Genomic DNA, 15,281 nt, shown 5'->3' on the forward strand with positions numbered 1-15,281 from the left:
TACGACCTCTTTTTACTGTTCCATCTGCCTGCCCAGGAAGCCCGCTGCGGACTGCGCCAGCTTCTGTTCCACTTCTCCCATTTTGCTCTTCCCGTCATTTTCCAACAGGATCACGCTTCCGATGATATCCCCTTCGCAGATGATCGGTGTGATCAGCTGCCATGCATAGTCCACGGCAATGTCTTCCGCAATGTTGACGTAGTTGCGGTCTCCTTTTGCGGCGATCACAGTCTCTCTGTTATTGACCTTCTCTTCCAGCTGACGGCTTACTGCCTTATTGAGCAGCTGCTTGCAGCCACCTGCAACCGCAATAAACTGATCCCTGTCTGCAATCAGTGCCGTATGTCCGGACACCTGCGCAAGACTTTCCGCATATTGTCTTGCAAAAGTTGTCATTTCTCCGATGGGGGAATATTTTTTCAAAATAACCTGCCCCTCTCTGTCGGTGAAGATCTCCAACGGGTCACTCTCTCTGATGTGTAACGTGCGGCGGATCTCCTTCGGGATCACGATGCGTCCCAGGTCATCTATTCTTCTTACAATTCCGGTTGCTTTCATTGATAAACCTCCTGCTTTCCAGATTACTTTCCATAATTGTGCTGTGTGGGTAGTATGTGGAAAGCATGGAGAAATTATGTGACATTTACCAAAATGTTTTTTTCTTTGTATTTCCTATATTTCTGTGTTACACTTAATCTACTTGCGACAAAATATTAAGTGTGGGAGAGATTAAACTATGAATCACAAAAATAGTAACAGAAGTTCATTTTCCGGCAAGATCGGTTTCGTCCTGTCTGCTGCCGGCGCCTCGGTGGGACTGGGCAATATCTGGCGTTTCCCGTATCTGGCAGCCAAATACGGCGGTGGAATCTTCCTGTTGATCTATATTATTCTGGCGCTTACCTTCGGTTATAGCATGATCGTGGCAGAGACTTCACTGGGACGCATGACAGGTAAAAGTCCCGTAGGTGCCTTTCATACCTTCGGGAAATCCAAATGGTTGTCCTTCGGTGGATGGATCAACGCTATTATTCCTATTCTGATCGTTCCTTATTATTCCGTCATCGGCGGATGGGTGATCAAATATCTGGTGGAATATGCCAAGGGTCACGGACATGATCTGGCAGCAGACGGTTATTTTTCCACGTTTATTTCCAATGGCGTCTCTACTGAGCTGTGCTTTATCGTATTCACTCTGTGTACGTTGGGCATCATCTACGCCGGTGTCCGCAACGGTATCGAGCGCGTATCCCGCATTATGATGCCGATCCTGGTAGTGCTCTCCGTGGTCATCACAGTCTATTCCGTTACCAGACCGGGAGCACTGAGCGGTGTGAAGTATTTCCTGATCCCGAATCCTGCGAATTTTTCCTGGATGACAGTCGTAGCTGCCATGGGTCAGATGTTCTACTCTCTGTCCATTGCCATGGGTATTCTCATCACCTTCGGCTCTTACATGAAAAAAGATGTCTCCATTGAAGGCTCCACGAAAAATGTGGAGATCTTTGATACCGCCATCGCTATCATGGCAGGTCTGATGATCATTCCCGCCGTGTTCGCATTCTCCGGTGGGGATCCCGATACCTTACAGGCTGGTCCTTCCCTGATGTTCATCACACTTCCCAAGGTCTTCGACAGCATGGGAATGGGCACCTTCGTAGGTATTATGTTCTTCGTACTGGTACTGTTTGCAGCCATGACCAGCTCCATTGCACTTACCGAAAGTGCTGTGTCTACTTTCGAGGACGAGCTTGGCTGGGGGCGTAAAAAATCTACCGTGATCATGGGTGTGATCATGCTGGCACTGGGAACGTTATCCTCACTGGGTTACGGACCGCTTGGTGCTGTGAAGATCATCGGCATGCAGTTCCTTGATTTCTTCGATTTCCTGACCAACTCCGTGATGATGCCTATCGCTGCCATCACCATCTGTCTGCTGGTATCCCGCGTCATCGGAGTAAAGGCTGTGGAAGAAGAAGTCATGCACGGTGAAGCCGCTTTCCGCCGCAAAAAAATATTCAACTTCATGATCAAGTATCTCTGCCCGGTATTTGCCGCGATTATTTTATTAAGTTCTGTAGCAAATGCATTTGGACTTATTTCTATGTAAAATGCCAGGGTCATAAACAAAACCCCACGCTGTGCTCGCACAAGCGTGGGATTCTTGTTTCATGACCCGCTCCGATATTCGCATAAAAGGGAAGCGTCTGCTTCACGATATGCGAATACCGGACAGGATTGGCATCATGCTATATCGGAATGATCCGTCCCGTTTCCGCATTTACTCTATGTGAAATTGAGATTACCGTTCTTCCTTCGGAAGCCCTCTTCAGTGCCTGCAGCACCTCTTCCTCAGTCTGGGCATCCAGATTTGCCGTAATCTCATCCAGCAGAAGAAGCTTCGGCTTCGCCACGGCGGCTCTGGCAATAGATAACAGCTGCCACTGTCCCTGCGAGAAGATCTCCGAAGTACAGATCGTGTCATAGCCTTTTTCCAGCTGTTCTATCGTTGCATCCAGTCCCGCAATTCTTGCGGCCTCCCGTACCTCTTCCATAGTAAAAGAATCGTCATACAGCGTGATCTGATCCTTCACGGTACCGGGTACTCTGTGAAAAGTCTGCTCCACATAGCCGTACAGACTGCGCTTTTCATTTTCCGGAATCTGAAAAGCATCTCTTCCCTGAATCAGCACTTTACCCTCTCCCGGCTGATAGAGTCCCAGCAACAGTTTGAAGACCGTACTCTTCCCCGCGCCGGTTCTGCCCGACAGAGTGACCTGTTCTCCGGGATACACTTGAAAATTTAAAGCCTGCAAAATCTTACGATCATCATCCTCATAGCCAAAGGTCACGTTTTGCAGTTCCACAAAAGGTTTTTCCGGTCTATTCTGTGGTTCTGCGGGTTTTTCCCCGGAATTTTTCTCCGGCAATTCCTCTAATTCATAGAATTCATTGATCCGGTGCACGCCCGCAATGGCGGACTGGATGGTCTGTATCTCCATTCCCAGACTCTCCACAGGGGTAAAGATCTGGGAGATATAGTTAATTACAGCTACCGCTGTACCGGCAGACATGCCAAACAGTGTCAGCACCTTTGCATTGCCGGAGGCAGAAAACAGCATCACAACCGCCACCACGATAGCATTCAGGATCAGGATCACCGGGGAATATATGGCATCATAAAAATTCGTGCGATCTACCGCGCGATAACTCTCCTCAATATATTCCTCATACCGCTGCTCCATGTAGCGCTCTTTTCCCAACGTATGAATGGTGCGGATATTGTGCAGCGTCTCCGGCACATGTCCGGATGCTCTGCCCACGGCACGACGGTTCTCGATCTGGGCTTCCAGCATGTTTTTCTGCACCGTCCGGGTGAACCAATACAAAAATGGCAGCAGGACCAAAAGTACGATCGCCAGTCCTCTGTTTTTTAACCAGATCACCACCAGGATACTTATAATTTTACAAGCATCCGCAAACATGCTGATGATTCCGGAGGTAAACAGGTTCTCCACCGTATCCACATCTCCCACGAACCGGGATACGATCGTACCGGGCTCCTGCTCCGTCAGTTCCCCTGCCGTCAGGTTCGTGTATTTCTCCATCATGCTGCTCCGCAGTGCGTGGGTGATCTTCTGACCGAAGACCGTCAGCAGACCTTCCCGAAGGCTTTCGGTCAGCCCGGTGAGCACCGTAAAAGCAAAATACAGTATCACCAATGCAACCGGAACTGCGTTTCCTGCGGTGATCGTATCAACGATGCTTCCCAGGATCCAGGGCGGCAACAGCGCGGTTACAATGGCACCTACGACTGCCAGCACGATTCCCAGTGACAACCCTGCATAGTCTGTCACAGTCTGCCGGATCACGCTGCGGACATTTTTCACATTCTGTCTCTTATTTTTCTGCATCTGTTTATTTTTCTGCATGATCCGGACCTCCCTCCTGCGTACTGTGTGCTTCAGCGTCATCCGCCTGTGCTTCATACAGTCTCGCATACTCCGGGAACTTTTCAAGGATCTGTTCGTGGGTTCCCGCGGTCACTTTTCCATCCTCCATCCACAGCACCTGATCCATTTCAGGGAACAGATAGAGTCTGTGGGACAATAGGATCACGATACTGTCCGCTGTAAACTTCCGTAGATTGGCAAAAACCTCTTTCTCCGTCTTGCGATCCAGTGCGGAAAAAGGATCGTCCAGGATCAGGACCGGACGCTTATGGCATAGGGTTCTCGCCAATGCCAGCCGCTGTGCCTGGCCACCGGAGAGCCGGACGCCGCCATTTCCCACAATGGTGTCCATACTCTCTTCCATCTCTGCCACCTCACCGTCGAAACAGACTGCCTTCAGATACTTCTCCGGATCGTCATCATCGCCCAGCAGTATATTGTTACGGACACTGTCATTGAACAGCTCCGGATCGTGTCCTAAATATCCCACCATGCCGTTTTGCTCTGCCTTGGTCATCCCGGATAATTCTTTGCCGTGGAAGCAGATCCTTCCTTCGTAAGGGTATTCACAGAGGAAGGTCTTTCCCAATGTGGACTTACCACACGCCACTGCGCCGGTGACACCAATGATCTGTCCCGGAGTGGCTGACAGATTGAAGTCCTCATAGATCTTCTCTCCGCCGGGATAAGCAAAGCTTACATGAGATACTTCCAGCGTTCCCGGCTCCTGTACCAGGCTGTCGTCCTCATAAGTGGCTTCCTTCATCAGTGGCTTGATACGTTTCCAGGAAACCTGGGCTTTATGTACTGCATTGAATAGCTTCGCGGCATGAGAAGATTTCACGGCTAACTTCAAAAAACAGGATAAAAACGTGGTAAAGGCTGCCACATCCCATATTTTCCAGCCGGTTCCAAGCACATTTTGGCTGCCGAAATACAAGATAAACAATACTCCTGTCATGGAGATGATCCGGTACAGCGAGGGGAACGCAGTACTCCAGATATTGGCCTTCACAGCGGATTTCTCATAAGCGGTAAGGTTCGCTTCATAGGCCTGCCTGCGCTCTTCCTCTCTGCCATAGACACGGTAAGTGATAGCATTGGCAGTTCTGTCCAGTGTTGCGGCACTTAAATCTCCGGACTTTTCCTTATAAGCAGCTCCGGTGCGTTGCACGTTACGCTTCATCTTCTCCGCCAGCACATAAGATACCGGTAAAAACAGCATGCCTAAGATTGCCAGCCGCCAGTCATAAAATAACAACATTCCCACATATGCTGCCAGTGCCACACCGGTATCGAAGATCTCTGTGGTAAATTTCCGCATCCCCTCCGCGCAGTCGTCCACATCCAGGATTGCCTTGGTCATCACATTTCCGACACCCTCTTCTTCCAGTTCGGCACGGTTCTTATGAACCAGACAATCATAGAGTGTTTGCTTCATATCTTTGTTTACGTTATTGGCAAACCGACGCACATAGAAACGCTTGATATAACGGGCAATCTGCACGATAGCAATAGATATCACATATGCCGTCACCAGCACCAGCATATCCCGGTATCCTGCTTTCCCACCCAGAATGTCCACCAGGCATCCCGTCATCCGCCCCTCAAACCACGGTCCTGCCAGCAGTCCGAGGTTATAGATCAGACCGGAGATTGTTACCGCCAGCAGCACCGGCCACTGGGTTTTGAAATAATACAGGATCTGATCCTTTTTCGCTGCCTCAGATATCTGTTTCATCCTCTCCTGCTCCTTCTTCCACACATTTTTCCGCATTGACAAATCCTGTCCTTCTCACGTCACCCATCAATTCTGCTTCTTTCCGCAGCTCTACATAAAAAGATGTACTATTTTCTGATTTAGATAATAGTACATCTTTTTCATCTGTCAATGTATTGGCTCACTTGCGTTCATTATCTCAGGCCTTCAAAATCTCCGAAATGTTCCGCTGAATCCCTGCCGCCACATCCGGTTTATTCATGGAATAGACATGAATATGTTTTACACCGTTCGCCAGCAGGTCGATGATCTGATCCGTGGCATAGGCGATACCCGCCTGTTTCATGGCTTCCGGATTGTCTCCGAAGCGGTCTACGATATTCTTAAAGCGCTCCGGCACATTACAGCCGGACAGTTTTACGGCATTCTTCACCTGTACACCGCGGGTAATGGGCATGATGCCGGGAACGATGGGCACGGTAATCCCTGCCTCCCGCACACGATACATAAAGTTGAAGAAGATATTGTTGTCGAAGAACATCTGGGTCGTCAGATACTCACACCCGGCATCCACCTTCGCCTTCAGTCCCTGAATATCCGCATTTTTGTTAGCAGAATCGGGATGCACCTCCGGGTAGCAGGCGCCACCCACGCAGAAATCTCCGTTTTCTTTGATAAAGCGTACCAGATCTGATGCATGGGTAAAATCGGTAAATACCTCCCCATCAAAATCCTTCGGAATATCTCCTCTCAGAGCTAAAATATTCTCGATCCCTGCTGCCTGCATTTCTGTAAGAGCTGCGCCGATACTGCTCCTGTCAGCGCAGACACAGGTCAGATGCGCCACAGTAGGCACATTGTACTGCTTCTGAATCTCTCCTGCCAAAGCAATGGTATGTCCCTTGGTACTGCCACCGGCACCATAAGTCACACTCATATAAGCAGGCTGCAATGCCGCGATCCCCAGTGCTGCTGCCTCCACATTTCCGAAATCCGTGCTCTTCTTCGGAGGAAATACCTCAAAAGAAATAGTTGCTGTATCTTGTGCTAAAATTTCCCTGATCTTCATTCGTGTACTCTTTTCTTATCCTTTATTTTTATTCTTTATGTCTCTTTGGCTTACTCTTTTATTGTATCCGGCTCAAACGATAAATGTTGTCTGTTTCTCCAAGCCATTCTCAATTTTTCTCATCGCGCAAAAACGGAGGCAAAAAATCCACTTTTTCTTCTTCATTTTCGCTTTTCGCAATAATGTTCCGGATATTCTGCATCCGCTTATCCAGTGCCGCACTCTGCTGCGCACAGTCATACAGCTCGTCCTTCAGGAACTTTGCCTGACTCTCCGGAATATTTTTCTTGTATTGCAGCTTGTGTTCCAGGCTGGCCCAGAAGTCCATGGCAATCGTGCGGAACTGGACTTCCACATAGACCAGTTTTTTCGTATTCTGTAAAAAGATCGGCACCTGCACGATCAGATGCAGGCTCCGGTAGCCGCTCTCCTTGGGATTCTTGATATAGTCCTTACGTTCTACCAGCGTGATATCATCCTGTCGTAAAAAGCTCTCCGCCAATTCGTAGATATCATCCGGGAAGGAACAGATGACCCGGACCCCGGCGATATCGCGAATATTCTCTTCGATCCCTTCCAGCGTCATGGGAATATTTTTCCGGCGGATCTTACGCAGAATACTGTCATACGATTTGACTCTGGTCTTTATCCCTTCGATGGGATTGCGGTCGTATTCCAGGGAATACTCCTGATTCAATACCTTGAATTTCGTCTCCACCTCCATGATGGCACACTGATAATAAGACATCAGCTCGTCCATGGGGCGCTTATTCTTCTCGATCAGATCCAAGAATTGATCCGATAATAAATGTTGTTTGAAAAATTTACCTCTGATTGTATCCATGATATAACTCACTCTTTTATTGTCTCTATTTTTTGATCAATATTTTTTATGATAATCTATGATGAATCATAGATTATCATAAAAAGAAATAGCATCCCACCGTCCAAAGTGAATGCTATTTCTTTTCTAACATTTAACTGAGGGCAAATCGGAATTTTCACTTCCGACCACCTTTCTAAGTAGATTATACACTATGAGGGGTTGAGAAATCAATCCCTCTTTTCATTGAATCTTGATGATTTCATCACATAAACAAAACAGCTTAATACACTTTAGTCAAACGCGGTCGGCGCATTCGGATCCTGCAGTGCCTCAAAACACATCAATATCTGCTCCCTGGTACATTTCTCCACCGCAAGATTTTGGGGAAGCGTGTCCCTGTCGAAAAAAGCAATGCCGGTCGTTTCGATATTGTCTTCAAATTCACCGCTTTCGTATTTGCACTGCACGAAAATTTTCACCACGCCGTATGCATAATTTGTCACATTATGTTTACGCCAGTCCTGAACAGCGATCAGCTTTTCCGCCGTCACAGTAAAGCCCGTTTCCTCTTTTACTTCCTTTACTGTATTCGAAGCTACAGACTGGTCAACGTCACACCAGCCACCGGGCAACGACCAGGTACCGTTGTTTTCATGAACAAGCAGAATTTTCCCATCCACAAATACAGCAGCTCTCGTATCCACTTTCGGAGTCTGGTAACCTGTTTCGTTGCAAAACAGGTCATAAACCTTGGCAACGGGAATATCTGTCTTTACAGCAATCATTTCCGCCGAGATTCTGCGCAGTTCTTCATAACGTTCTTTATCGTATTTGTCTTTTCCGTATTGCAGTCCCGCCTGCGCAATGCTTTGAATACGGATTGCGAAATCTAACCATGCATCGTTCATCCTCCATCCCTCCACAAACTATTTGATTAAAAATTTTTCAGATTCTTCCGATACCCTGTCGGAGTCTCACCATAGGCCTTCTGAAATGCATCATTAAAAGCCCTAGCATCACCGAAGCCTACTTCCATGGCGATCTCATATACCTTCTGATCTGTATTCAGCAAAAGTTCTACCGCATGTTTCAGCCGTACCTGATTCACATAGTCTTTGAAATTTTTGCCGGTACTTTTCTTAAAAAAGCTGCTGAAATAATAAGGGTTCATATGTACCTCATTTGCCAGAATATTTAATGACAGATTTTCCGCGTAATGCAGCTCTATATATTCCAGTGCTTTGTTCACCTCTTTTTTGTCGTTTCTGGTCGCAGATTCACTCAGGCTGTCATAGGCCTCATAAAGCATATCCGCATACAGCTTTTCCATTTCGGAAAAGCTCTCACAGTTTCTTCCCTTCTCTAAAAGCTCCCGATTTTGAGGGAGAGGAAGCTTTACCCCTTTTCCGCTGAGTATCTCTTCCAAGGACTGCAATGCCGTACAGTAATAAAACAGGGCGTCCTCTTTTCTTCCTTTAGACAGTCGGCAGACGACCTGCTTGCATCTCTCCAGTCCCTCCCGTATGGCATCTTTATCATGCCCAAGGATTCCGTCTGTAATCATCTTTTTCGCGTATTCAAGGTCTTGCACTTCCGCTCTGCCCGGAAATGGTGTCTCCTGCAGATTTATCACGGAGTACTTCATCTGATCCGCAAAAAATAAATATCCTTCCTGTTCCACACATTTCCGGAACATCTCGGGGATTTCCTGCATAGAACAGATCTCATCTCCACAGATCAGCAGCATTTGATACCCGGCAGCATTTTCGGTGCCTTCCTTCAGTCTCTCCAGTTCCTCCGACACATTTTTCCATTTATTTTTTTGCAAGACAACTACGATCCGGTTTTCCTTTTGGAACACTATTCCATCCTTGTGTTCTTCAAAATATTCTTCCAGAAAGCTTAACAAAGAGAACTGAATCAAATGTCTGATCTGTTCATTTTCCTTATTTGAAAAAACAGGATAAACAATCAGGGGAAGGTAAGCCATATCCCGACCTGCCGTTTCTTCAGGAAATTCTATCTTGCCTTTATAATTTACGGATGACCGATCTGTGACTTTTCTGTCTCCTTCCAATCTTGCAATACATTTTTCGACAGCTTTCATGAGTTCCTCCCGGATCACCGGTTTCAGCAAATAATCCGCAGCCCCATATTCCAGAGCCGCCTTCGCGTATTCGAACTCCTGAAAGCCACTGATAAAAATAATATTTGTTCTGCATTGCAAGCCATGACATTCCCGGATAATATCCACGCCGCTCATTCCGGGCATGGAGATATCTAACAGAGCAATCTCCGGCTGGTCCCGCAGGATTGACGCCAATGCACTTTTCCCGTCCTCATATTCCCCTATGATCTGAATTCCCAGTTGTTCCCAGTCGATGAGTTTCCGGATTCCTCTGGTGATTACCGGTTCATCATCCGCCAATATCATCTTTATCATCCAGGTTCTCTCCCTTCTCCTCAGTATTCCAGGACAATATCACGCTGATCATGGTACCTACCCCGACCGTACTGGTAATCTGAATTCCATATTCTTCACCGTACAGATAGCGGATACGGTCATGAACATTTTTCAGTCCGATGCTCTGCCAGTTATACTGGTTCTTGATACCGGGAGCATCCCCTTGTAACAGCTGAAGAATCTTATCGATGCTGTCCTGATCCATGCCAACACCGTTGTCCATCACCGAAATTCCCAGTGTATCTCCCTTATTATGTACCTCGATCATAATGCTTCCGCTTCCCTGTTTTGGCTTAATGCCGTGCACATACGCATTTTCCACCAAAGGCTGGAGAATCAACTTAGGCACTTGGATCATGGAAGCTCCCTGGGCGTTTACCATCAGCTTCACTTTACCACTGATCCTGCAATTCAACAGATACACATATTTCCGGACAATATCGATCTCCTGCTCTAACGGTACGAGATCCTGCATCGGTCCGATAATATAATGGATCTGCTGCGACAGTGCCTCGATCATCTCGGGAACCTTGCTCTTCTCCTCATCTTCCAGCGCCGTCATTCGTATGATCTCCAGCGTATTATACAGAAAATGGGGATAGATCTGAGACTTCAATGCCGTTAGTTCTGCCTCATTCTGCCGGATCTGTGCCAGATAGGACTGATCGATATACTTTTTCAGTTCCCGACTCATTTCATTAAAGCTTTCCGCCAGTGTCCCAATCTCATCCGAGCTCTGTACCGGGATCTCGATATCAAAATTACCTTTTCCCACTTTCTTCATCTGATTCACCAGACGCTGCATAGGTTTTGTCAGTCTGTCGGAAAAATAGAAGGAACCCGCAAACAACAACAGGATGGAAATTAAGATACAACCATACATCAACCTCTGCATATTACGGATATCGGAAAATGCGACCCCTGCATCCATACAAATGTACACTGACAGACCGTATTTTTTTCCATCTGCGGTGACTACGAAACGTTCCTTGTCATTTTGAATTTCCTGTAGCTTCTGCCCCAGATCACTTCCGATAACCTCTTCGTCATTGCTGTAAAAGCATTTTCCGTTCTCATCTACCACATAGATCTGCTCATTACTTGTAAAATCAACACTCTGAAATATTTTTTCTATCCGCTTTAAATCTACATCTATAAAAATCGTAGCTACATACGGAGTATGTCCAACCGGTCCCCGCAGGTCAAAATAATTCCTGGCTATGGTAAATACCTGCTCCGGCTCGCCATAATAATAAGCTGTTGTATGGGGCGGTATCAGTATCAGATTCTTGTTTTCCCTGTCCAGTCCTTCATAGGACACCAGTTCTTCGAATTTTTCTTCATTTGAGAAGAAGGTATTGTATACACTGTAGTGAAAAGAAAGCTTCTGCCCATTCTCCTGTTCCGCAAGGACATGAACACTGTTAATATAGTTGTCCACGCTTTGAAGATATTGCAGAAATCCCTGCATATCCCGTTGTCTGTCCGTCTCCATGGATTCCGCTTCATATTCCTCACCTGTGAGGATCTTACGGAAATGATCGAAGGACAGATAGCTGTCTGCTCCGTTTCCCACACCCATATTATAAAAATAAGGCATTTTGGATATCGTATTATAATTATCAAATACCGATTCCATACTGGATAATACATATTCTGAGGCCTGGTCATATTGAGCACTTAATGCCCTGGAGTAATCTCTGACCATTTTATTTGCAATAAAGGTTGCCAGAAGGAGCATCGGCAAAAGCCCCAGCAATATCATTGTCAGGGCAAATTTGTGATAAAGATTAAAATGTTTCAATAAAGTTACCCCTCTCGTTGTTTCCTTCCTGACCAGGTTGTCCCGGTAATGAACCGTTACCATACTACCGTAAACCCCGTATTATAAAAATAACTATGCAGAATCCCGACATATGACTCTGCATAGTTATAGAATAACAAATTTCAATGCATTCCGCAACTTGCCTAACCCTTGGCTGCTCCTGCGGTAATTCCCTTTACGAAGTATTTCTGGAACATACAGAAGATGATCAGCGCAGGCACGATGGAGATCACGGTTCCTGCAAATACGATATCCCATCTGGCGGTATACTGTCCTACGAAGGATGCGATCTCAACAGTGATGGTCTTCGCCTTGCCGCTGGGCAGTGCCAGATAAGGCATCAGATAGTCGTTCCAAATTCCCAGACCATTGAGGATCACCATGGAACCGGTACAGGGTCCGAGAAGAGGGAAGGTAACCTTCCAGAAGGTCTGGAACGGGGTACATCCATCAATCTGTGCAGCCTCTTCGATCTCCAGAGGAATGCCCTTCAGAAAGCTGCAATACAGCAGAGTGCCGAATGCAATGGAGCCGGAAATATAGCATACGATAGGTCCCACCATATTACCGAAGATATGGAAAACCTTCATCTCCTTGAACAGAGGGAACATGTACAGATGAAAAGGAATCATCATACCTGCCAGGAAATAGGTGTAGATCAGGGATGTTGTCTTACTTTTTCTTCTCTCAATCCCGTATGCCGCCATAGGCACAATACATACGATCAATACTTCTGATACCACAGTCAGGAACACGGAGTGAAGGATTGCCGTAGCGAAATCGGACTGTGCAAACAGATCCTTAAAGTTTTGTGTATAAAAGGAGGTCGGTAATGCAATCGGGTTCTTCAGGATATCACCGTTACTCTTAAATGCGGAGATCAGTGCGAAGAATACCGGATACAGAAACAGGATCGCCAGCAGAATGGTAACTACAAATAATACGATCTGTCCGGGTTTGATCTTCTCCACGGGCTTTCTGACAACTTTTTCTTTGCTCATTACATCTGCACCTCCCTGCTTCTTAAGAATTTCTGCTGCAGTGTATTCAGGATAATGATGATAAACAACAGCATAATGCCGACTGCGGTACCGAAGCCCTGTCTGCCTTCGTTGAAGCCTACCTTATACAGCAGGTATACCAGTGTCTCGGAGGTGAATCCGGGGCCGCCGTCCGTCATAACGTTGATCTGGTCGAATACCTTTAATCCGTTGATCAGGGATAAGGTAAAGTTGATGGTAAATGCACCGGAGATCAGAGGCACGGTGATGGACTTAAAACGCTGCCAGGGGCTTGCGCCATCGATCTGTGCTGCTTCGATCAGGTCCGGGGATACACTCTGCAGAGAAGCCAGATAGATGATCATATAGTAGCCTGCACCCTTCCATACCAGTACTACGCCAATCATGATCAGTGTCAGCTTATTGTTGCCCAGCCAGTCCTGTCGAAAATCACCCATGCCGATGTCCTTCAGGATCGTGTTGATGGTACCAAAGTTGTAATTGTACATGATCTTCCAGATGAAACCGGATACAATACCGCTGACCAGAACCGGAACGTAAAATGCACTGCGGAAGAAATTCTTGCCCCATCTGACATTATCCACGATCAATGCAAGTGCCAACGCGAATGCATTTTCGAATACAGAGATAAATACCGTCAGTAATATTGTGTTCTTCAATGCATTTCCAAAACGTGCACTGGTAAAGATCTCTTTATAGTTCGCCAGTCCGATGAATTTTACATTCGGGCTTACGCCATCCCAGGAGGTAAAACTGTAATATACACTGGAGACCGTCGGTACGATAATAAACAGTGTGAAAAAGATAAATGCCGGAGCGATAAACACAAAGGCTGTTTTATCGAATTTTCTTTTTTTCTGCATTGCATTTCCTTCCTTTCTAAAAAGAATCCCGTAGCTGTCAGAATTACCTGACAGTACGAGATTCCTCTCTAATCCGTGGATTATTCGATTCCCACACCTGTAACGGGGTTAAAGCTCTGCATGCTTACCTGCCAGGTCTTATTTAATTCATCACAGGCAGAATCAATATCTCTGGTTCCCTGAAGCACTTCAGTCAGTGTCTTGTAGGTAAAGTTTCTGAAATCGGGGGGCAGCTCGTTGTTGCCTACACGACCGTTCCACATAGGTGCAAGGTCATCTGCACTTGCATTGGCATCGATAACCTCCTGGAATACAGGAGATACATCCATCTGAGGCTCATCTACGGTAGTGGGGATAAAGTTCAGAGTCTCGCAGTATACCTTGTAGTTCTCGGGTGCAAAGAAGAACTTGATGAAAGCTTCTGCTGCTGCCTTCTTGTCCGGATCCTTGGCTGCTTCTGCGGAAATTGCCAGACCGCCGACGCCAGCACCACCTACCAGACGGGTCTTGCCATCGGGACTGGGAATTGCGAACCATCCATACTCGAAGTCAGGATCTGCTGCATCGATCTGGGAGAACATATGCGTACCGGAATACATCATCGCTGCCATATCGTTTACCAGGAAAGTCGTGATCTGGGCATCGGGAGTGGAAGTCCAGCCATCCTGTGCATACTGGAAGATATCCTTCAGCTCCTGGAAGGTTGCCTTCATGGTCTCATCGGAGAAGTCCTTGGTTCCCTCGTAGCAATGCTCGATGAAATCCGGATCCTTGCTCAGTACCTGATCATTGTAAGCCTTGTGGAACAAAAAGCCCATATGCCAGATATCCTGACCTCCGACTACGATCGGTGCCATATCGCCTTTATCCTTAATGGTCTGGCACAGAGTCATAAATTCATCATATGTGGTCGGCTCTGTGAGACCATTTTCATCAAAATATTTCTTGTTGTAAATAATACCCTGGGTATTCTCACCGGACAGAGGTGCGGTGTATACCTGACCGTTAAATTCTGTGGTGGTGCGGAACAGGGAGGTAATCTCCTCGGACAGAGGCTCCAGCTTGCCTGCTCTTACATACATTGCGGTATCTCTCATCTCCATGACATCGGGGAATTCTCCGACGCTGTCCTTGGTCTTGATGAATTCGCTGTAAGCACCGCCGTTACCGGGCTCGATGGTCACGGTAATATCGGGATATGTCGCATTAAATCTGTTAACGATCTCGTTCATGGAAGCCTTGGCTCCCTCATCACCATCTGCGAAGATAAATGTTAATTCGGTGGGTGCAGACACGATGGATTCTGCGTCAGTTGCTACTGTAGTAGCTGCTGCGCTTTCTGTGGTGGATGCTGCAGGAGCAGTGCTTCCTGTTGTATTGTCATCGGTGCTTCCGCAGCCTGCTAACATGGTTGTTGCCATTGCTGCTACCAGAACACTTGCCAGTAATTTCTTTCTCATAGTAACCTCCTTGATTCCTTGCTATATTGTTTCGTGCTTATGTATTACTTTCCGGTTGGCCTTCCGTTGTTGTAATTGT

The 15,281-nt window shown here is 46.8% G+C and carries 13 protein-coding genes; 1 reads left to right on the forward strand and 12 read right to left on the reverse strand.

Annotated features, from left to right (window positions below; genetic code table 11):
• Positions 1-12 precede the first annotated feature (12 nt).
• The gene (spoVT, locus tag ACTRDR_RS01225) at positions 13-558 is read right to left on the reverse strand and encodes a stage V sporulation protein T (protein ID WP_440525858.1); all 546 of its coding nucleotides are present in this window, start codon (positions 556-558) and stop codon (positions 13-15) included.
• A 178-nt stretch (positions 559-736) separates the two neighbouring features.
• On the opposite strand from spoVT, the gene ACTRDR_RS01230 reads away from it, so the two are divergent.
• Positions 737-2,110, forward strand: a complete 1,374-nt coding sequence (locus ACTRDR_RS01230) for a sodium-dependent transporter (RefSeq protein ID WP_176865282.1) — start codon at positions 737-739, stop codon at positions 2,108-2,110.
• 139 nt (positions 2,111-2,249) lie between these two features.
• Here ACTRDR_RS01230 and ACTRDR_RS01235 read toward each other — a convergent pair whose 3' ends face one another.
• The 11 genes from ACTRDR_RS01235 to ACTRDR_RS01285 all read right to left on the reverse strand — a co-directional run bounded on the left by ACTRDR_RS01235 (position 2,250) and on the right by ACTRDR_RS01285 (position 15,202).
• Positions 2,250-3,932, reverse strand: a complete 1,683-nt coding sequence (locus ACTRDR_RS01235; protein ID WP_440525859.1) for an ABC transporter ATP-binding protein — start codon at positions 3,930-3,932, stop codon at positions 2,250-2,252.
• Positions 3,919-5,694: an ABC transporter ATP-binding protein gene (locus ACTRDR_RS01240; protein ID WP_440525860.1), complete on the reverse strand. Its 1,776-nt coding sequence runs from the start codon at positions 5,692-5,694 to the stop codon at positions 3,919-3,921. Before ACTRDR_RS01240 ends, ACTRDR_RS01235 begins: the two co-directional genes overlap by 14 nt.
• On the reverse strand, positions 5,678-5,845 hold the full coding sequence (locus ACTRDR_RS01245) for a hypothetical protein (RefSeq protein WP_440525861.1): 168 nt from the start codon (positions 5,843-5,845) through the stop codon (positions 5,678-5,680). The genes ACTRDR_RS01240 and ACTRDR_RS01245 overlap by 17 nt, the downstream gene beginning before the upstream one ends.
• A gap of 27 nt (positions 5,846-5,872) precedes the next feature.
• Complete coding sequence (gene metF, locus ACTRDR_RS01250; RefSeq protein WP_440525862.1) at positions 5,873-6,742, reverse strand: methylenetetrahydrofolate reductase [NAD(P)H]; 870 nt, start codon at positions 6,740-6,742, stop codon at positions 5,873-5,875.
• A 109-nt stretch (positions 6,743-6,851) separates the two neighbouring features.
• Entirely contained in the window at positions 6,852-7,586 is a 735-nt protein-coding gene (locus ACTRDR_RS01255) for a GTP pyrophosphokinase (protein WP_440525863.1), read from the reverse strand.
• 272 nt (positions 7,587-7,858) lie between these two features.
• Positions 7,859-8,476 (reverse strand): NUDIX hydrolase N-terminal domain-containing protein, encoded by a 618-nt coding sequence (locus tag ACTRDR_RS01260; protein ID WP_440525864.1) that lies wholly within the window; start codon positions 8,474-8,476, stop codon positions 7,859-7,861.
• A 26-nt stretch (positions 8,477-8,502) separates the two neighbouring features.
• Positions 8,503-10,011 carry a helix-turn-helix domain-containing protein gene (locus ACTRDR_RS01265; RefSeq protein WP_176865273.1) on the reverse strand — a complete coding sequence of 503 codons (1,509 nt, stop codon included), beginning with the start codon at positions 10,009-10,011 and terminating at the stop codon, positions 8,503-8,505.
• Positions 9,986-11,836, reverse strand: a complete 1,851-nt coding sequence (locus tag ACTRDR_RS01270; RefSeq protein ID WP_440525865.1) for a sensor histidine kinase — start codon at positions 11,834-11,836, stop codon at positions 9,986-9,988. The genes ACTRDR_RS01265 and ACTRDR_RS01270 overlap by 26 nt, the downstream gene beginning before the upstream one ends.
• Before the next feature lie 164 nt (positions 11,837-12,000).
• Positions 12,001-12,858: an ABC transporter permease subunit gene (locus ACTRDR_RS01275; protein WP_176865269.1), complete on the reverse strand. Its 858-nt coding sequence runs from the start codon at positions 12,856-12,858 to the stop codon at positions 12,001-12,003.
• On the reverse strand, positions 12,858-13,742 hold the full coding sequence (locus ACTRDR_RS01280) for an ABC transporter permease subunit (protein WP_176865267.1): 885 nt from the start codon (positions 13,740-13,742) through the stop codon (positions 12,858-12,860). The genes ACTRDR_RS01275 and ACTRDR_RS01280 overlap by 1 nt, the downstream gene beginning before the upstream one ends.
• Before the next feature lie 80 nt (positions 13,743-13,822).
• Positions 13,823-15,202, reverse strand: coding sequence for an extracellular solute-binding protein (locus tag ACTRDR_RS01285; RefSeq protein ID WP_176865266.1), 1,380 nt, complete (start codon positions 15,200-15,202; stop codon positions 13,823-13,825).
• Positions 15,203-15,281 lie beyond the last annotated feature (79 nt).

The sequence above is a fragment of the Simiaoa sp. genome (assembly GCF_051972595.1).
Lineage (GTDB): Bacteria > Bacillota > Clostridia > Lachnospirales > Lachnospiraceae > Acetatifactor > Acetatifactor hominis.